This is a genomic window from Candidatus Avelusimicrobium sp. (assembly GCF_056976295.1).
The window spans coordinates 1-17396 of record NZ_DBMCTG010000010.1; the positions used below are offsets into that span (position 1 = coordinate 1).

Consider the following 17396-nt stretch of genomic DNA (forward strand, 5'->3'; position numbering starts at 1 on the left):
AAAATTTAAAAAAAAAAAAAAAACGAAACAACCCCTTTAAAAATAAGTCCTGCGGACGGCTTACCTTTTTCCCCTCAATTGACTAGTAGAGCCACACTGTTTTTGTAATGTCGTAAACCAACGAAACGGCAACAATAAATAAAACAAGACAGTCATAAAAAAGGGTCTCCTTCTGAACTGGCGACCCGCAGGGCTCGGGGATCTGTCGTTATTCATAAAGGGTCTTCTTGAATTGGCCCTCCGCACAATATAAACTTCCGCCCCGCTTTTCTCTCGTAAATTTGTTACAATTAGGTATGGCGCACATTATTCATTTTGACGAAATTGATTCCACCAATACCTATTTAAAAAACAATTGCCCGCAACTGGCAGACGGAACCGTTGTTTGCGCCGACAGACAGACCGCCGGGCGGGGCCGCTTTGACCGCAAATGGATTTCGCAAGACGGAGGGTTGTATTTCTCAGTTTTGGTCAAACCGCAACGAACCGATTTTTTACCCAATTTTACGCAACTTATGGCGGTTTGTGTTTGCACCGCCGCCGAAGAACTGGGCGCAAAAGCCTGGCTTAAATGGCCCAACGACGTACTTGCCAATGGGAAAAAACTCTGCGGCATTTTAAGTGAAGCCGTGGTAACTTCCTCCGGCATTGAGGGCGTGGTCATAGGCGTAGGCGTAAATGTTGCGCAAGAAAATTTATCGCACGTCGGGCAGCCTGCTATTTCCTTAAAGGAACTGGGCATAAACATCAGCAAACAAGATTTTTTACAAAAAGTATTAACTCTTTTTTGGCGGGACTACCCCGCCGTAGTACAAAGCGGCTTTGGCGTTATCCGCCAAGCCTACGAACAACGATTTCCGTACATTGGTAAACAAATATCCGTTAAAAACGGCGCAGCGCCCGTCAGCGGAACGGTAAAAGGAGTATCCCCCCGCGGAACGCTCCTTTTAAACACCGCCCAAGGCCCGGAAGAAATATATATAGGAGACCTTATTGTATGAGTGCAGACAACCTGTTAATGCAATCCGTCAATATTACCATAATTGGTATGTTGATTGTATTTGTGTTTCTCACCCTGTTGGTCGGCATTGTAAAAATGCTGGGCTGGCTGGTGCAAAAAATGGAAAAGTATTTTCCGCAAACCGCAGCCGCTGCGGCCGATAATGCCTTAATTGCTGTGGCTATTGCCGCCGCAAAGAGATTTCAAACTAAATAATTTAGGGGACTTATTATGAAAAAAGTAAACTTTATGCTCACCGCGTTCCGCGACGGCTTTCAGTCCGTCTATGGGGCGCGCGTACTGACCAAAGATTTTTTACCTGCGGTGGAAGCCGCCAAGCACGCCGGCATTAACCATATGGAATTTGGCGGCGGGGCACGCTTTCAAGCGTTGTTCTTTTATTGCAACGAAAATGCCTTTGATATGATGGATTCCTTCCGCAAAGTAGCCGGGCCGGACGCCAACCTGCAAACCCTCGCCCGCGGTGTAAACGTGGTAGGCTTGGAAAGCCAATCCTCCGACGTGATTAATGCACACGCCAAATTGTTTAAAAAACACGGCACCACCACTATCCGCAACTTTGATGCGTTAAATGACGTAAACAACCTCATTTACTCGGGTAAATGTATCCACAATGCGGGTCTCAAACACGAAGTTACCGTAACAATGATGTCCTTGGCTCCGGGCTGGGACCATACGGGCAAAATCCATACCGAAGAATTTTACGAAAAAATCCTCCGCCAAATTTTGGATTCCGGCGTTCCGTTTGACTCCGTCTGCTTTAAAGACGCATCCGGCACCTCTACTCCGGCCACCGTCGGCAAAACGATTGCGATGGCCCGCAAACTTTTACCCCAAGGCACCACGATTGCGTTCCACACGCACGAAACGGCCGGCAATGCTATTGCCTGCTGCTTGGAAGCCATCCACGCGGGAGCGGACCAGTTGGACTTGTCTATGCAACCCGTTTCCGGCGGCACTTGCCAACCCGACATTTTAACTATGTGGCACGCTTTGCGCGGCACGGATTACACCTTGGACATTGACCCGCAAAAAATCCGCGAAGCCGAAAATGTGTTCCAAGATTGCATGAGCAAATACTTCTTGCCGCCCGAAGCCACCAAGGTCAACCCGATTATTCCGTTCTCTCCCCTGCCCGGCGGCGCGTTGACGGCCAATACCCAAATGATGCGCGACAACGGCACCTTTGATAAATTCCCCGAAGTAGTCAAAGCAATGGGCGAATGTGTAAAATTGGGCGGTTTCGGCACGTCCGTTACCCCCGTTTCCCAGTTCTACTTCCAGCAGGCGTACAGCAATGTAATGTTCGGCCCCTGGAAGAAAATCACCCCCGGCTACGGCAAAATGGTTTTGGGCTACTTCGGCAAAACCCCGGTAGAACCGGATCCGGCCGTAGTAAAGGAAGCCAGCGAACAGTTGGGCTTGCAACCCACCACCAAAACGCCGCTTGAAATCAACGACGCAGACCCCAAGAAAGGTTTGAAGGTGGCGGAAGCCAAACTGAAAGAAGCCGGATTGCCCGTTACGGAAGAAAATGTCTTTATCGTGGCCACCTGCGCAGACAAAGGCATTATGTATTTGAAAGGCGAAGCCAAAGTAAACGGTATCCGCTGGGCCAAAGACGTAAAGCCCGCCGCCGACAAAGAAGACGGTGCGGTAAAAGTAACGGTAAACGGCCAAGCCTACGAGGTCGTCTTTGACGGAAATGATGCCGTAGTAAACGGCAAACGCTATGCCGTTTCCACCGCTGCCGCTGATGCCAAGGCCCCTGAAAAATCCGCTTCTGCTGGTACGGGCGCGGAAGTGAAATCTCCGCTTCCGGGCGCGGTGTTGCGCTTGTCCGTAAAAGACGGCGACCGCGTGAGCGAGGGCCAAGAAATCTTGGTACTGGAAGCAATGAAGATGGAAACCCCGGTTTCCGCTCCGGCCTCCGGCGTGATCCGCTTGGCTGTAAAACAAGGCGACCAGGTGCAGACCGGCCACAAATTGGCCGATATTAAATAAGAGGCTTCCCTATGGATATCTTGCAAGCATTAAACCAAATCTGGCAAACCACGGGGATTTACGCTATCTCCTGGCAGCAACTGACAATGATTGCCGTCTGCTGCTTTCTGCTGTGGCTGGGGATTAAAAAGCAGTTTGAACCGCTTTTGCTCGTCCCGATTGCCTTCGGCGGTCTGTTGGCCAATATTCCTATGCCCCCCGGCGAAGCCATCGCCGGGCCAGCCGGGTTCTTGGGTATTGTGTTCAACTTCGGGATTAATTCCGGACTATTTCCGCTGTTTATTTTTATGGCGGTAGGTGCGATGACGGACTTCGGCCCGCTGATTGCCAACCCGAAAATGGCTCTCTTGGGCGGTGCGGCGCAGTTCGGTATTTTTGCCACGCTTATCGGAGCGGTGGCATTGAGTTATATTCACATTGGCGACAGCCAACTGTTCGCCTTCGGCCTTAAAGAAGCGGCCTCTATCGGTATTATCGGCGGTGCGGACGGTCCGACATCCATTTACCTTACCACACGCTTGGCACCCGATTTACTGGGGGCTATTGCTGTGGCGGCCTATTCGTATATGGCATTAGTGCCGATTATCCAACCGCCCATTATGAAACTGCTCACCACCAAGGAAGAACGCACGATTCGTATGGAACAGTTGCGCCCCGTATCCAAACGGGAAAAAATTCTGTTCCCGCTCGTAATTCTTTTGATGTGTGCGCTACTGCTGCCCTCCGCCGCGCCGCTTATCGGCGCGTTGACGTTCGGCAACTTGGTCAAAGAATCCGGCGTAGCGGAACGCTTATCCAAAACCCTGCAAAACGAATTTTGCAACATTGTTACCATTTTGCTGGGATTGTCCGTAGGCTCCAAATTGCAATCGGATAAATTCCTGACCACGGAAACCCTGGGTATCTTGGTATTGGGGATTATCGCGTTCTCCGTAGCCACGGCTTCGGGTGTGCTTTTGGCGAAACTGATGAACTGTTTCAGCAAAACCAAAATCAATCCGCTTATCGGTTCCGCGGGGGTTTCCGCCGTACCGATGGCCGCCCGCGTTTCCAACAAAGTTGGTTTGGAATACGACAAAACCAACTACCTGCTGATGCACGCAATGGGCCCGAATGTGGCCGGCGTAATCGGCAGCGCGGTAGCCGCCGGGGTACTCCTGGCATTACTGGGCAAATAAGTTTTAGTTGTAAAACACCCCGGTTTTTTACCCGGGGTGTTTTTTGTACCACACAATTTAATTTAATTTTTCTTGCAATGCTTGGGCCAACATATAGACAGGAACATCTTTCTGCTCCCCAGGCCATAACAACATTTTGACAGCCGGATCCAAGGGTCTCCAAACGGCAATATTGCCTTTGTAGGGGAACTCTTCTTTTCCCTGGTAAACAGCCACTGTTGAAATATGCAGAGCGCAAGCCAAATGCACCCAAAAGGTATCGGGGGTAAGGAGCACGTTTGCCTGTTGGGCCAGTACGGCAGACTCAAAAATACCCGACGTAAAGGTAACCATACGAGGTAAAAGCGCACGCCCGTTTAACCATTTTCTTAGTTTAGACTCTTGCCCAAGTAAAACAAAAGTATCATTTGGGAAAACCGTGGCCAAGCCAAAAATCTGTTCCGCTGAAAAAGAGCGGTGGCGGCTGGCCGCTAGCGGATTTACTACAATCAATCGCCCCCCCCCACTGCAAGGTAGATAAAAACTGTCCTGCCGCGACTTTCGCTGATTCCGACAATTTTATTTCGTAAGATGTATCAAGCTTTCCTTGATAGCCTAAAAAACGCAAGCACGCTTCATATCGTGCCGTAATATGACACACAGATAAATCCATTGTTGTAGTCAGATTATAAAGCGGATATTGTTGGCGGTTAAATCCAAATGACCAACGCGGTTGTAAAACTTTTAAAAAGGCAAGTGACGCGAGCGTCGGTTTTTCGTCCAAATCCAAATACAAATCGTATTGTTTGCCCCGCAATTTTAGTCCGCACGATATTAGCGAGGCTAATCCTTCCGTCGCAAAATAAAGGGTAGATACCGCCGGATTATTCCGCAAAATAGTCGCATTGCTTTTACCCGCCACTACATCTATATCAGCAGTTGGGAACAACGCTTTCAGCCCGCGCAACAAAACGGACGACACCAACGCATCACCCAATTTATTATCGTTGCGCAAGAGCAAAATTTTCTGCACCTTTTGCGGGTTATATGCGTCAGACATAGGAGCACGGCCCAACAGTTTTGCCGCCCACTTGCCCTTTTGCGCACGCAGCCAATTATTTTTACGGTTATTCCACTCTCTAAAAGTCATACGGAAATTGTTACTCCCTTTTTAAGACACAAAGGCGCCAAGGCGCATTGGGAACATAGCGGTTTGCGCGCATTACACACTTGCCGCCCGTGCAAAATAAGCGCAATGGCTATCCACCCCCAATACTCATACGGAATAATTTTGGTTAAATCTTTCTCCACCTTTACCGGGTCCGTCTGCTTGGTAAGGCCCAGGCGAAAAGCCAAACGCTTGACGTGCGTATCCACTACAATACCCGCAGGCTTTTTAAAATAATCTCCCAGCATTACGTTGGCCGTTTTGCGCGCCACACCGCGCAAGGAAAGCAAATCGTCCATATTTTGCGGTACTTCGCCGCCGAACACTTCGCAAATACGCTTAGAACTTTCAATTAAAGACAATGCCTTGCTATGGTAAAAACCAGCAGAGTGAATTATTTTTTCCACCTCTTTTAAGTCCGCGGCTGCCAAGTCCTGCACGGTAGGATATTTTTTAAACAAATGCGGCGTAATTTGGTTCACGCGCGCATCCGTGCATTGGGCCGACAAAATAACAGCACAAAGCAACTGCCACGCATTTTGATGATGTAGCGGAATAATATGCTCGGGGTACAACTTTTTAAGAAGTGCCAACAGGGGCAATACCTCTGTTTTTTTAGCGGGCATCACTTCCCCCCGCCTTGGCATATATATAACATCCCGCCAAAATAAGTAAGTTTACTAAAATAATCGTAGCCCCCGACGGGATATTAAACAAAAAGGATAAATACACCCCCAGCCATACACTTGCCACCCCAAAACAGGCCGCGCAAACCAATACCTGTTTAAAAGTATGGGATACTAACAAAGCCGACACCGGCGGAATAATAAGCATAGCCGAGATGAGAAAAATACCCACCACTTTAAAGGCCAACACCACCGCCACCGACGTAACAGCCACCAAAGCAGTATTGACAATCCGCACAGGCACGCCGCGCGTGCGGGCAAACGGTTCGTCAAAACAGGCAGAGGTCAAATCGCGGTAAAAAAACCTCAGGCCGCCCAGCACCGCCGCCAGCAATATTCCGCAAAGCAGAACTTCGTCCCACGACACAGTCAAAATACTGCCAAATAAATAGCCTAACAGGTCCGTATTAAATCCGCCCGCAAAGGCAGTAATCAAAAGCCCTACGGACAACCCCGCCGCACTGACTATGCCGATAGCGGCATCACCGTAAATTTTAAATTTTTGGGTAATCTTCATAATACCCAAAGAGGACAAAACTACCACCGGAACCGACATATATACAGGATTAGACGAGGTCAGCAAGGCTACCGCAACCCCCGTCAAACAAACGTGGCTCATCCCGTCGCCTATTAAGGACAACCGTTTTAGCACCAAAAACACCCCGATAAGCGCGCAAGCCGCCGCCACTAAACTACCCGCCAGCAGCCCGCGCTGCACAAAGCCATAAGCCAAAAATCCGCTCATCATTTTTTCTCCTCCCCGCAAGCGCAGCCCAACGGACAATGTCCGTGATTATGCAAGTGGTCTATGGTATGCTGGGCAAAGGGACCAATTTTTTCGGCTACCACGCGGGAACGGCAAAATTCTTCTTTGGTGCCGTAAAACACCAAGGTCTTATCCACATACATAAATTTGGAAATGTATTTTCCCACCTCGCCTGTATCGTGCGTAATAAGCAAAATAGTTACGCCGTGCTTGCCGTTTAGTTCGCCCAATAAAGCAAAAAACTGTTCCCGCGAAGAAGGGTCTAACGCGGTGGAAGGCTCGTCTAAAATCAGCAGTTCCGGTTTGCTTACCAATGCACGCGCCAGTAAAACGCGCTGTTGCTGGCCGATAGATAAATCGCCGAAGATGCGTCCGGCATATTCGCGCGTATGCGTTTTTTGCATAGCATTATGGACTTCCTTTAATTCTCCTGCGGACACTCCGCTCCCGCGGTGATGCGCCAGCCCCATTAATACCACTTCTTCGGCAGAAATAGGAAAATGACTCTGGGCTACGGGGCTTTTCTGTGCCAAATAACCGATTTTATGCCAATCTTTAAAAGTATGAATCGGCGTACCAAAAAGTTTAATTTCGCCCGCACCTTTTTCAAGACCCAACAAAAGTTTTAGTAACGTGGTTTTGCCGCCGCCGTTCGGGCCAATCAGCCCTACATAATCGCCCGCGTTAATGGAAAAGGACACTTTGTCCAACACAGGCACGCGCACATAAGCAAAGCGCAAATTTTTGGCTTCTATCACGCTTGGCATTTAAGCCCCCTTTGCAAGTTGTCCAAATTACGCTTCATTAAATCAATATAAGTAATATGGTTATCAAAATCCTGTTTGGATATGCTTTCTACCGTATAGAGCGGTAAAATCTGCGCGCCCGTTTCGGCAGCCACGGTTTGCGCCAAGCGAGGGGAAAGGGTTTCTTCGGTAAAAATGGTTTGAATATGGTGATGTTTAATCAAATCCACTACCCCAGCCAAGCGGCGCACCGAGTGCTCCCCATCGTGCGACGTACCCGCCAAAGCCGTTAAAGTAAACCCATATTTTTGGGCAAGCCGCCCAAAGGCTAAATGACCAATATGCACCACTTCGCGCCCTTGGCAAGAGGACAACCCTTTTTTATAAGAGTCGTCCAACGCGGTTAATTGCTCGTTAAACTTGGCTAAATTCTGCGCCAAGGTTTGCGCCTGCTCGGGCAACTGCACAACCAAGGCTTCTTCTACCGTTTGCGCCATTAAACGCACATTATCAAAATCCATCCAAACATGCGGGTCCGCACTTGCAGGCACGGCCCCGGCGGCCTTTACCACTTGGGTATTTTTGCCTGCTCCGGCGGCGATATCTTTGGCCCACGGTTCAAAAGTGTCCGAAATATAAATAAACAAATCGGCCTGCCGCACCGCTACCAACACTCCCGGGGTCGGCTCAAAGGAGTGGGGCTCGGCATTTGGCGGCAAAAGCATAACAATATCGGCTAATTCTCCCGCCAGTTGCCGCGTAAGCGTATAGGCTACATAACCGGATGTTACTACCGTTAATTTTTCACCGGTTTTTGGGCCCGCAGGTTTAGGCAGGAAACAAACAGTCCCCGCCGCTAAAAGAACAAATAAAACGATTATTCCTATTTTTTTCATTTTGCTTTCCTTATATATATTATACGAATTCCGGCAGAAAGACGGACGAACCGCCGGAATTTACTATAATATAAAAAAGGAGGAGTTTTGTATGAGTTATGTTTTAGCCTTGTGTTTGGCCCTGTGTTGGGGCACTGCATTTTTAGCAACCAAAAACTTTGTGGAAGTATTACCGCCTTACTGGGGAACTTTTTTCCGGGTGTTGGCGGGATTGTTGTTTTTTATCGTGCTGTACGGCATCCAGCGCAAAAATTTAAAATGCCCGGTTAAACAACTGTGGCGTCCGTGGACTATTGGTTTTTTGCTCATTTTATTGCCATTTGCGGCAATTTCTTGGGGCCAACGCTTTGTTGCCCCAACGATTGGCGGTATTTTTAACGGTACAGTGCCGATATGGTCTTTTATCGCAGGCGCACTGCTGTTAAAAGGTGAGGACCGCTTTACTTGGCGCCGTGCCATCGGTGTAACGATTGGTATGTTGGGGTTACTCGTTATTATGCGCCCGATGATTGCCGCCGCCCAGTTAGATGCCTCTCCATTAGCCCTCTACGGCTGTGCCGCCTTTTTGATTATGGCGTGGTCTTACAGTTTGGGAAATGTTCTCACTAAAAAAATTATGGTGGACAGCAACGCTATGACGATGGAAGCCAACACCTTCCACCAATACCTTTTTGCAGCCCTTGTATTGCTAATTCTTGCGTTCTGCGCCGAGCCGGTGCCGCCAGTTGCGGCCTTTACCCCCAAAGTGGTTTTATCCATCATCAGCGCGGGTGTGTTTTCTTCGGCGGTTGCCTTTCTGTTAATGGTGGCCCTGATTAAGCGTTGGGGGGCTACCCGTATGGCTTCGGTAACGTATTTCACCCCCGTCGTGGCGATGGCCAGTGATATGATTGCCTTTGGCCGTATGCCCTCGGGAGCGGAAATCGGCGGGTTGTGTCTGATTTTCGTCAGTTTGATTTTAATTCAAAAGAAAGTGGAAGCCGAAACCAAATGAGGTTTTATGTGAAAACCGCCCCTTGTGCAAGGGGCGGTTTTTTATTGGGACATTTTATCAAAAGCATCCAGGCTGGAACTGCGCACCTCTGTCGGCACGCAAATATTCCCCACCAAGCGCCCCTTACACTTAGGAACCGCACGCACCTGACCTTTTGTTTTTGGAGCAGGCCCAACCGTTTGCAAAGCCGGTCCCTTTAAGACCTGTTGTGTTTGGCGGGCATACTGTTTGAGCAGGGCCGCCGTCAAAACGGCTACAATCACCACCGCCAATAACAACCCGATTAACCCCATTCCTTTTTTATTCATAAAAACTCCTTTTTTGCTATTGTATCAAAAATTTTTTTCCGCACCCAAGAAATGCCCCTTTTTCTATTGATAAATGCTACAATAAAATGGGGGAGAAAATCTCTACAAATAATCAGGGTGAGGTATTTATTATGACGCAGAATTTATCTTCGTCTGCCTTGGTCAAACCTTTGGCCAAAGACATACACGCCGAAGCGGATATTCCGTCCGGCTACGGCAAAACGGAAAGTTTTTTACTTCCCAAAGACCCGGCTTGGATGTTCCTGTTTTGGGAAATCACCCAAAACACGTTTGATTATCTAAAAAGCCAATACGGAGAGGAAACCTTAAAATCCGCCCGCACCATTATCCGCTTACACGATATTACCGGGGTGGAATTTTTTGACGGAAACAACTCCGTACAATATTATGATATGCCCGTCATTTTTGAGGCGCGCAGTTGGTACATCAATGCCCCGCAATCGGGCCGTACTTATCTGGCCGATTTAGGCTACGTTACAGCGGACGGCAAATTTATTTTAGTTTCCCGCAGTAACGCCACGCCCGTTCCGCCCGGAAAAGTATCCGATATCATTGACGACAAGTGGATGGTGGTGGAAGGTGATTTCCAAAAACTTTTAAAACTTTCCGGCGCAGATTACATTGGTCTGGGAGCCAGCGAACTGATGCACGTCATTGGCCAGCGTTGGAAACTCACGGAACTGACGCCGTCCGGTGCCGCCAAATCGTCCTGGTCTTCCTTTGCCTTGCATTTGGATAAAGTGCAACCGGAGGACGAAGATATTTGGCTTAATGCCGATTGCGAAATTATCATTTACGGTTCTGCCTCTAAAAATGCCATTGTGTCTATCAATGGGAAGGATATTGAACTCAAAGAAGGCAAATTCTCCATCCGCCAGCACCTGCCGGCGGGAAGCGTGGTAGATTTGCCCATTAAAGCGCGCAACGCCAAAGGCGATAAGACGCGCCAAATCAACATAAAAGCCCTGCGCGAACAAGGAAAATAATATGGGAGAAGAAAAAGGCTATTTGGCGCTGGTGCTGCACGCGCACCTGCCGTTTATCAAACACCCGGAATATCCGGACTTTTTGGAGGAAGATTGGTTCTACGAAGCAATGGTGGAAACATATATCCCCTTGCTTAACGTATTTGAAAATCTGACCGAAGAAGGCACCGATTTCCGCCTGACAATGTCGCTCACGCCGCCCTTGTGTAATATGATGGAGGACCCGCTTTTAATTAGCCGGTTCCGCCATTATTTAAACCAGCGCGTAGAACTTTCCCAAAAAGAAATTAATCGCACCCAAGGTACTGAATTTGAGGGCGTGGCGCGTATGTATTACAACAAATTCCGCCGCTATCAGGACTTGTTTGAAAACCGCTATCACGGACACGTCTTACAAGGTTTCAAAAAATTCCAGGATATGGGCAAATTGGAAATCATTACCTGCTGCGCCACGCACGGTTACTTGCCGCTAATGGTACATAAAGAAAGTGTAAATGCCCAAATTAAGATTGCCGCTAACGATTACAGAAGCCGCTTTGGCCGTTCCCCGCGCGGAATATGGCTGGCCGAGTGCGCTTACAATCCGGGCGACGATAAATTTTTGCGCGACGAAGGAATCCGCTTTTTCTTTACGGAATCACACGGCGTCTTGCACGGTACCCCGCGCCCCAAGTATGGTATTTATGCCCCTGTGTATTGCCCGCAGACGGGTGTAGCCGCCTTTGCCCGTGATATGGAATCGGCCCAACAGGTTTGGAGTGCCGAATCCGGCTATCCCGGCGACCCGCGCTACCGCGAATTCTACCGCGACCTCGGTTACGATTTGGATTACGACTACATCAAACCGTACCTCCACTCCGACGGAGTCCGGCGCAATATTGGGATGAAATACCATAAAATTACCGGCAAAGTAGCCTTGAACCAAAAACAAGCCTACAACCCGCAGGAAGCGCGCGAAGTAGCCGCCCAGCACGCCGGGAACTTTATGTTCAACCGCCAAAAGCAAATTGAATATTTAAGCACGATTATTGACCGCAAACCGTTGGTGGTTTCTATGTATGATGCGGAACTCTACGGACATTGGTGGTATGAAGGTATTGATTTCTTGGAGTATCTGTTCAAGAAGATTTACTATGACCAAAAGGACATCAAACTGGTTACCCCGAGCGAATACTTGGCTATGTACCCGGAAAATCAAGTGGTACAGCCGTCTATGTCCTCTTGGGGAGACAAAGGCTACCACGACGTGTGGCTTAACAGCGGCAACGATTGGATTTACCGCCACCTGATTAAAGCCGCCGAACGGATGATGGACTTGGCTAACAAGTTCCCCAACGCCGGAGGTTTATTGCGCAGAGCGCTCAACCAACTGGCCCGCGAACTGTTATTAATGCAATCATCCGACTGGGCATTTTTAATGACCACAGGTACGGCAAAAGAGTATTCCACCAAGCGCACCAAAGACCACATCAAGCGCTTTAACGAACTCTACGAGCAAATCCAAGGCAACCGTATTGACGAGGGATATGTCTATGACCTGGAACAAAAGGACTCTATCTTCCAGCAAATAGACTATAACGTTTATTCCTCGTCCGCCAAAGAAGCCGTATTAAAGAAATACAGATAAAGCAGTTTTACTTGCCCAAGAACCCGACCCCACAGGCCGGGTTCTTTTTTCTCCAACGGGTCTAGGTCCAAAGGCCCAGGGCTCATTAGGTCCAAAGACTCTTTCGGTGTATCTTTATATTTCTTACACTATAAGTATGAAAAACCTAATGTATGCTTTAATGATAGTCTCCCTCGGGACGACTATGTCCTTTGCCCAAAACGCAGGCAAAGAAATTGCCACCGGCGTAAAAGTTGCCGAAAAAGTGGCTGCCGGAGCCGCTAAAAACGCCTCCAAAGCCGGGATAAAAGTTTTCCCGCGTTTTAAAGGGCCCAAATTGCCTCAAATTTATGTGCCCGCTTTCAACACGACACCCAGTGTGACGCTTTCCGCTGTCAGCCGTGCGCGCATTCCCACGGATGAAAAGGTGGTTTTGAATCAAGTCTACAAAACCACCCAAGAAACCAGACAGGCCTATGCCTTGCTTAATACCTTGATGAAAGACCCGCTCTATTATATTTCCAGTGAAGCAGGCCAGAAAAAGGGATTAGAACTTATTGACCAGACCGTTATCAACAAGAGTCTCCGTTCTTCCTTGCGCAGCAGTTTATTATCGCGCGACGTACAGTCCCTGATAGAAAATTTGGTCAATTACTATACATTGACCCACTCCCCGGTTTTAACAACAACCTCCGGTATGACGGATTTGCTTCATTTGGACGGTAAAGAAGCCTTTATAGATACTGCTTTTAACTACTTGCTTATGCATCCCCACAAAGTAAACCGGAAACTGCGCTATATGATGCAAAGTACGTTGGTAACCAACGAAACCAAGGGTGTTATCCAACACTTTATCAATATGCCCAAACCGGCTTCTATGTCTGGGGCGGAAAAAATGGTATTCCGTTCCGCATTGGCCGAGGCTTACACGCAGTATGCCCGCGGCGTACAAGCGGCCAAATCGGCTGAAAGCACCATAGAAACCGTAACGGTTTATGCCCGCACCTTGGCCGAATTACAAGAATTTGTAAAAGCCAACGGACGCTTGCCTAAATGGAACTCTACGGACACCAACGAACTGATGCTCCACAGCCGCACCGAGATCTTAATGCAGGATGGCCACGCGAACCACTTTGAACCGGTTGAAAAAATATCGGCACAAATCAAGGCATTGCTTGCCCAATACGCTCCGGTCTATCCGTCCGAACCCGAAACATTAAATCAATTAAGATCTTTTATTAACAAGAACCACCGCTTTCCGCAGGCCCGCCCGGGTAATCCCGGCGTATCTGATGAAGAAGCCAACTTGTATGATGCCTTAATGCATTGGCTGATTAAGGGGACCAGTCCTTTCAAATCGGCAATGGATGAAATGGTAAACGGTTTATAATTCTCCTCCCCCGGCCCCAAACCGGGGGTTCTTTTTACCCGCTAACAAAAAACTCCGCAGATTAACCTGTGGAGTTTTTTGCCGAGTAAAAAGCCGCCCGTTACAAAAACGGGCGGCTTGATTATCCACTAGATAACTACAATATTATTTATATTCCAGTTTTACCAATTTGTATTTTTTCGGACCGCGTGGCAAAATGGCTTCAAAGGTTTCCCCTTCTTTTTTGCCCAGCACTCCATTAGCCAAGGGCGACTTAACGGACAAAAGGCCCTTTTCCGGATTAGACTCCATAGAACCCACCAAAGTATAGGTAAATTCAATATCGGCCGCTTCATCGCGGATCGTTACCGTTGCCCCAATACGGGCTTCGCTTTTATCCACAGTCAAATCGTCCGTAATTTGGGCGTTGCGCAAACGCATTTCCAACTCTTGGATGCGAATCAGCGTTTCGGCCTGCTTTTCCTTGGCGGCGTGGTATTCGGCGTTTTCCTTTAAGTCCCCCTGCGCGGCGGCTTCACCAATTTCATTGGAAAGTTCAGCCTTTAAAGTCTTCAAATCTTTCAGTTCATTAACCAAAGCCTCATATTTTTTGCGGCTTACATAAAATGCTTCTTCCATACTATAAACTCCTTAACAGATGTCCCTATTAGTGTACTATTTATCCGTTTGCTTTTCAACTTTCCCACCATTTTCTTGCTATAATAAAAATATGAGGAATGCCCTGCTGGCTCTATTTTTTCTGTTTATCTTCGGGGTGCCCGCCCGGGCACAAAACGACCACGTCCGAATCGCTGAACAAAACGCCCCGGCGATTGTGGCCGTAAATGTCATCAAGGCGGACGGTTCTACCTTTACGGGTACAGGGTTTGTCCTCACCCCGGACGGATTGGTGGCCACCACGCGCCACGTTACCAAAGATGCCCTTTATATCAATTTGACCTTTAATACAGGTGCCGTTTCGGGCGAGGCTGTTCCCGTCGCCCAGGCAGGTAATGTGGATTTGGCCCTGCTGCAAATACACGCCAAAAATTTACCGCACGTTACCGTTGTTCCGTCCGATACAGTTCTCCCCGGCCAAACCATTACGGTCATTGGCAATCCGCGCCGCCTGCAAAACACCATTTCCTCCGGTCTTATCAGCCAAATACGCAAAAAAGCCGACGGGGTTCTTTGGCACCAAATCAGCGCCCCCATTTCCCCCAGTTCCAGCGGCAGCCCTGTTTTTGACCACAACGGCAACGTCATTTCTGTCGTTTTCGGCAGTTACAAGGGAGAAGGAAACCAAAACCTCAATTTTTCCGTTCCCTCTAACTACCTTATCCAACTGGTTAAAGCCGCCGGGCTGCAACTCCCCCCCTCCACCGAGGAAGAAGATGCCCAGACCGCCAAACCAACCCAAACGGATAACCCCGTTTGGGCACACCTCAAAAAGTCATGGTCTATTTTAATGCGCCTTCTCCACGCAAAATAGCCCTTGAAAAAATCCCGTCAAACGGGTAAACTATTGGTAAGAACCGGCAAAGGCACGTTACGCGCGGCCCAAACCGGGATATTATTATTTATGGAGCCAGTTATGAAGAAAACCATTGGCAAAATTGTGTTAGTTTTTACCTGTGTGGCGGTCATTGTATTTTTATTATTACCCTTTTTAGAAACCACCTCCCCCGCCCCGGCAAATGCCCAGGCTTCTGCCTCTGCGCAAAAAGCCACGCCGCAAATTTTTACATCTAACCCTTTAACCGCACTTGTACAGCGTATGGCGCGTTTGCTCCGCCGGAATAATGCAGACTCAAAGGCCCAGACCGCACAAAAGGACGGGGAAACTGCCCAACCTGAACAGTTAGCCGATGCACGCGCCGCCCTTAATAAAACGCCCGCCAATCAAGAAAAGGATGGCGGTGTGGCTACTTCCGGCCGCTACAACTACGGGGATGCCTCTATGCAAACCGAAGACGGCGATTGGGTGCTTATCCGCCAAACCGCCCCCGAAGGTATGGAGCCGGGTATGCACGAGATTAACTCGCAGGAAAACGCTTACGACCGCTATGTAAAGCAAGAACGCGCCGCACGCTTTACCCCCGCTGCCAAGTCCACACGTAAAGAAGATCAACTGCCCGATTCCAAATTGGCGCGGCTGTTTAAACCTATTACCAAATTCTTTGGCTTTAATGATACCAAACAAACCGCGAGCAACCCGGATATCTGGCAGGACGATGCCGAAGCCGCTCTGTTGGCTTCTTCCGATGGTATTGCCCGCGGGAACGGCGGGAAATATGCACCCGGCTTTGCCCGCGCACAAATGACAGATTTTGAAGGGCCCTCTTCCAGCGCCGCTGCCAATAGTCCCGCACCCCAACCGACACAAGACGATATGGTGCGCGCCATTTCGTTCTTAATGCCGGACGAAGCCTTGGCGAAAATGGCAGACGATACCGCTAATGCCCTTTACCCAACCCCCAAAACTGCGGACGAAAAGGAACAAAAGGCCCAATTTATTAGGGATTTTTACGCCAAACACAAAGACCAAATTATTGCCCAAATAAACGGCTTAATTGCGGCTGATGCCGAGGGAAAACAGCCCGTGGACCAAGTGGCCAATATTTTGGATAACTTAGAACAAGGTTCTTGTAATGAAAATGGACCTTCTCCGGCCGCCGTGCAAACCGCTTGCGACCCGGACCCCAGTCCGCAAAAAACGGCCCAGCAAGTAGCAGATGCCCGCGCGCAAAACGCCCAAAATTTCTACCAAGAAACAGGCTTCGCTATGCCGCCCCTGCCAGTTACCTTTGTGGCGGGCCAAGTAAATGCCAATGATGATTCTTATCCGGCCACCCCAACCGAGGACCAGCAGGACCAAACCTTGCAGGAGCAAACCAAGGAGATTTATGCCTTTATGGTGCAGCATAACCAATGCGGCGAGGGCAACTGCTTTTGGGTAGCCAACAGCGTGCAAAACACACAGGATTTAACGAATATCATCCAAGCCGCCAACCTGACGTTTAAGGGCGACCCGCTGGGTAAATACAACCAAATTAAACAGCAGTTTATCCAAGAGAAAATACAGGAAATGGGAGACAACGCGGACCCACGCGAAATTCAAGCCCTACAAGAACAAGTGCAGCGCGCCGCGCCGCCTTACATCGTGTATTCGGATAAAGACCTCGTCAAAGTGCAAGAAAAGAACCGCCAGGTATCCAAAGAAGCCGTCAATAAGGGTTTGCCGCCAACGGACCTTAACGTAATGTACATTACGTCCGCCGCTGATGGGCAAGCCGTCAGCCAAGCATTGGGCGCCTCCGATATGCCGCCCTATTTCGGTTACAATGCAAACGGCGACATTTTGGAAAAGGGCTCCTTAGCAGCGTCTTCTTCCGAACTGACCGGGGACTTCATCCGTGCCGTCAAATTCGGCAAGGGCATCCTCCAACAAATGAACAAGGAAACCTCGCAGGGAATTTTGGAACCTGCCGTCAGCGCAGCCGCGCAGGAAATGCGCGAAGCCGCAGAAAAACAAAAAAAAGATTTTAACCAAAAAAGTGCCGCCCGGGCAAGACAAACGCGGTCCGGCCGCAAATAATCTCAAAAAGCCCCTCTTTTTACGGGGGGCTTTTTATTTTCCCCTATTTGGTGAATTGTGGTTTATTTTC

At 48.9% G+C, this 17396-nt stretch carries 18 protein-coding genes; 10 read left to right on the forward strand and 8 right to left on the reverse strand.

Translation table 11 applies throughout. From position 1 onward, the window contains the following. Positions 1-296 precede the first annotated feature (296 nt). From ACZOTW_RS05300 to ACZOTW_RS05315, 4 genes are read left to right on the forward strand one after another with little or no spacing between them, the layout of a single operon-like run. Complete coding sequence (locus ACZOTW_RS05300; RefSeq protein WP_428037681.1) at positions 297-1001, forward strand: biotin--[acetyl-CoA-carboxylase] ligase; 705 nt, start codon at positions 297-299, stop codon at positions 999-1001. Then, positions 998-1216 carry an OadG family protein gene (locus ACZOTW_RS05305; RefSeq protein ID WP_483997676.1) on the forward strand — a complete coding sequence of 73 codons (219 nt, stop codon included), beginning with the start codon at positions 998-1000 and terminating at the stop codon, positions 1214-1216. Before ACZOTW_RS05300 ends, ACZOTW_RS05305 begins: the two co-directional genes overlap by 4 nt. Positions 1217-1231: 15 nt before the next feature. After that, the gene (locus ACZOTW_RS05310; protein WP_483997677.1) at positions 1232-3025 is read left to right on the forward strand and encodes a biotin/lipoyl-containing protein; all 1794 of its coding nucleotides are present in this window, start codon (positions 1232-1234) and stop codon (positions 3023-3025) included. 11 nt (positions 3026-3036) lie between these two features. Continuing rightward, the gene (locus ACZOTW_RS05315) at positions 3037-4203 is read left to right on the forward strand and encodes a sodium ion-translocating decarboxylase subunit beta (protein WP_177748581.1); all 1167 of its coding nucleotides are present in this window, start codon (positions 3037-3039) and stop codon (positions 4201-4203) included. A gap of 57 nt (positions 4204-4260) precedes the next feature. Here ACZOTW_RS05315 and ACZOTW_RS05320 read toward each other — a convergent pair whose 3' ends face one another. The 6 genes from ACZOTW_RS05320 to ACZOTW_RS05345 are packed head-to-tail and all read right to left on the reverse strand — an operon-like array spanning position 4261 to position 8444. Continuing rightward, a complete protein-coding gene (locus tag ACZOTW_RS05320) occupies positions 4261-4695 on the reverse strand; it encodes a glycosyltransferase family 9 protein (RefSeq protein WP_428055278.1) in 435 nt (144 codons plus the stop codon). Next, positions 4607-5332 carry a glycosyltransferase family 9 protein gene (locus ACZOTW_RS05325; protein WP_483997678.1) on the reverse strand — a complete coding sequence of 242 codons (726 nt, stop codon included), beginning with the start codon at positions 5330-5332 and terminating at the stop codon, positions 4607-4609. The genes ACZOTW_RS05320 and ACZOTW_RS05325 overlap by 89 nt, the downstream gene beginning before the upstream one ends. Further along, complete coding sequence (gene nth / locus ACZOTW_RS05330; protein ID WP_483997679.1) at positions 5329-5976, reverse strand: endonuclease III; 648 nt, start codon at positions 5974-5976, stop codon at positions 5329-5331. Before nth ends, ACZOTW_RS05325 begins: the two co-directional genes overlap by 4 nt. After that, positions 5966-6784: a metal ABC transporter permease gene (locus ACZOTW_RS05335; RefSeq protein ID WP_483997680.1), complete on the reverse strand. Its 819-nt coding sequence runs from the start codon at positions 6782-6784 to the stop codon at positions 5966-5968. Before ACZOTW_RS05335 ends, nth begins: the two co-directional genes overlap by 11 nt. Continuing rightward, complete coding sequence (locus ACZOTW_RS05340) at positions 6781-7569, reverse strand: metal ABC transporter ATP-binding protein (protein WP_428041860.1); 789 nt, start codon at positions 7567-7569, stop codon at positions 6781-6783. Before ACZOTW_RS05340 ends, ACZOTW_RS05335 begins: the two co-directional genes overlap by 4 nt. Further along, positions 7557-8444 carry a metal ABC transporter solute-binding protein, Zn/Mn family gene (locus ACZOTW_RS05345; protein ID WP_483997681.1) on the reverse strand — a complete coding sequence of 296 codons (888 nt, stop codon included), beginning with the start codon at positions 8442-8444 and terminating at the stop codon, positions 7557-7559. Before ACZOTW_RS05345 ends, ACZOTW_RS05340 begins: the two co-directional genes overlap by 13 nt. A 91-nt stretch (positions 8445-8535) precedes the next feature. On the opposite strand from ACZOTW_RS05345, the gene ACZOTW_RS05350 reads away from it, so the two are divergent. Next, positions 8536-9438, forward strand: a complete 903-nt coding sequence (locus ACZOTW_RS05350) for a DMT family transporter (protein ID WP_483997682.1) — start codon at positions 8536-8538, stop codon at positions 9436-9438. Between the two features lie 41 nt (positions 9439-9479). Here the strand turns inward: ACZOTW_RS05350 and ACZOTW_RS05355 are convergent, their stop codons facing one another. After that, positions 9480-9746: a hypothetical protein gene (locus tag ACZOTW_RS05355; protein WP_428037673.1), complete on the reverse strand. Its 267-nt coding sequence runs from the start codon at positions 9744-9746 to the stop codon at positions 9480-9482. Between the two features lie 86 nt (positions 9747-9832). On the opposite strand from ACZOTW_RS05355, the gene ACZOTW_RS05360 reads away from it, so the two are divergent. The 3 genes from ACZOTW_RS05360 (at position 9833) to ACZOTW_RS05370 (ending at position 13749) form a co-directional block, all read left to right on the forward strand. Then, positions 9833-10753, forward strand: coding sequence for a DUF4912 domain-containing protein (locus tag ACZOTW_RS05360; RefSeq protein ID WP_483997683.1), 921 nt, complete (start codon positions 9833-9835; stop codon positions 10751-10753). 1 nt (position 10754) lies between these two features. Further along, on the forward strand, positions 10755-12380 hold the full coding sequence (locus tag ACZOTW_RS05365) for a glycoside hydrolase family 57 protein (protein WP_177748563.1): 1626 nt from the start codon (positions 10755-10757) through the stop codon (positions 12378-12380). Between the two features lie 136 nt (positions 12381-12516). After that, a complete protein-coding gene (locus ACZOTW_RS05370) occupies positions 12517-13749 on the forward strand; it encodes a hypothetical protein (RefSeq protein WP_483997684.1) in 1233 nt (410 codons plus the stop codon). A 144-nt stretch (positions 13750-13893) separates the two neighbouring features. Here the strand turns inward: ACZOTW_RS05370 and ACZOTW_RS05375 are convergent, their stop codons facing one another. Continuing rightward, the gene (locus ACZOTW_RS05375) at positions 13894-14367 is read right to left on the reverse strand and encodes a GreA/GreB family elongation factor (protein WP_177748559.1); all 474 of its coding nucleotides are present in this window, start codon (positions 14365-14367) and stop codon (positions 13894-13896) included. A gap of 91 nt (positions 14368-14458) precedes the next feature. On the opposite strand from ACZOTW_RS05375, the gene ACZOTW_RS05380 reads away from it, so the two are divergent. Then, the gene (locus ACZOTW_RS05380; protein ID WP_428037670.1) at positions 14459-15220 is read left to right on the forward strand and encodes a trypsin-like peptidase domain-containing protein; all 762 of its coding nucleotides are present in this window, start codon (positions 14459-14461) and stop codon (positions 15218-15220) included. 102 nt (positions 15221-15322) lie between these two features. After that, a complete protein-coding gene (locus ACZOTW_RS05385; protein WP_483997685.1) occupies positions 15323-17326 on the forward strand; it encodes a hypothetical protein in 2004 nt (667 codons plus the stop codon). The last annotated feature ends 70 nt before the right edge of the window (positions 17327-17396 follow it).

Excerpts from the sequence above, each read along its gene's own strand:
- ACZOTW_RS05300 (WP_428037681.1), top strand. The coding sequence starts at position 297 with ATGGCGCACATTATTCATTTTGACGAAATTGATTCCACCAATACCTAT.
- ACZOTW_RS05305 (WP_483997676.1), top strand. The coding sequence starts at position 998 with ATGAGTGCAGACAACCTGTTAATGCAATCCGTCAATATTACCATAATT.
- ACZOTW_RS05310 (WP_483997677.1), top strand. The coding sequence starts at position 1,232 with ATGAAAAAAGTAAACTTTATGCTCACCGCGTTCCGCGACGGCTTTCAG.
- ACZOTW_RS05315 (WP_177748581.1), top strand. The coding sequence starts at position 3,037 with ATGGATATCTTGCAAGCATTAAACCAAATCTGGCAAACCACGGGGATT.
- ACZOTW_RS05325 (WP_483997678.1), bottom strand. The coding sequence starts at position 5,332 with ATGACTTTTAGAGAGTGGAATAACCGTAAAAATAATTGGCTGCGTGCG.
- nth (WP_483997679.1), bottom strand. The coding sequence starts at position 5,976 with ATGCCCGCTAAAAAAACAGAGGTATTGCCCCTGTTGGCACTTCTTAAA.
- ACZOTW_RS05335 (WP_483997680.1), bottom strand. The coding sequence starts at position 6,784 with ATGATGAGCGGATTTTTGGCTTATGGCTTTGTGCAGCGCGGGCTGCTG.
- ACZOTW_RS05340 (WP_428041860.1), bottom strand. The coding sequence starts at position 7,569 with ATGCCAAGCGTGATAGAAGCCAAAAATTTGCGCTTTGCTTATGTGCGC.
- ACZOTW_RS05345 (WP_483997681.1), bottom strand. The coding sequence starts at position 8,444 with ATGAAAAAAATAGGAATAATCGTTTTATTTGTTCTTTTAGCGGCGGGG.
- ACZOTW_RS05350 (WP_483997682.1), top strand. The coding sequence starts at position 8,536 with ATGAGTTATGTTTTAGCCTTGTGTTTGGCCCTGTGTTGGGGCACTGCA.
- ACZOTW_RS05355 (WP_428037673.1), bottom strand. The coding sequence starts at position 9,746 with ATGAATAAAAAAGGAATGGGGTTAATCGGGTTGTTATTGGCGGTGGTG.
- ACZOTW_RS05360 (WP_483997683.1), top strand. The coding sequence starts at position 9,833 with ATGGGGGAGAAAATCTCTACAAATAATCAGGGTGAGGTATTTATTATG.
- ACZOTW_RS05365 (WP_177748563.1), top strand. The coding sequence starts at position 10,755 with ATGGGAGAAGAAAAAGGCTATTTGGCGCTGGTGCTGCACGCGCACCTG.
- ACZOTW_RS05370 (WP_483997684.1), top strand. The coding sequence starts at position 12,517 with ATGAAAAACCTAATGTATGCTTTAATGATAGTCTCCCTCGGGACGACT.
- ACZOTW_RS05375 (WP_177748559.1), bottom strand. The coding sequence starts at position 14,367 with ATGGAAGAAGCATTTTATGTAAGCCGCAAAAAATATGAGGCTTTGGTT.
- ACZOTW_RS05380 (WP_428037670.1), top strand. The coding sequence starts at position 14,459 with ATGAGGAATGCCCTGCTGGCTCTATTTTTTCTGTTTATCTTCGGGGTG.
- ACZOTW_RS05385 (WP_483997685.1), top strand. The coding sequence starts at position 15,323 with ATGAAGAAAACCATTGGCAAAATTGTGTTAGTTTTTACCTGTGTGGCG.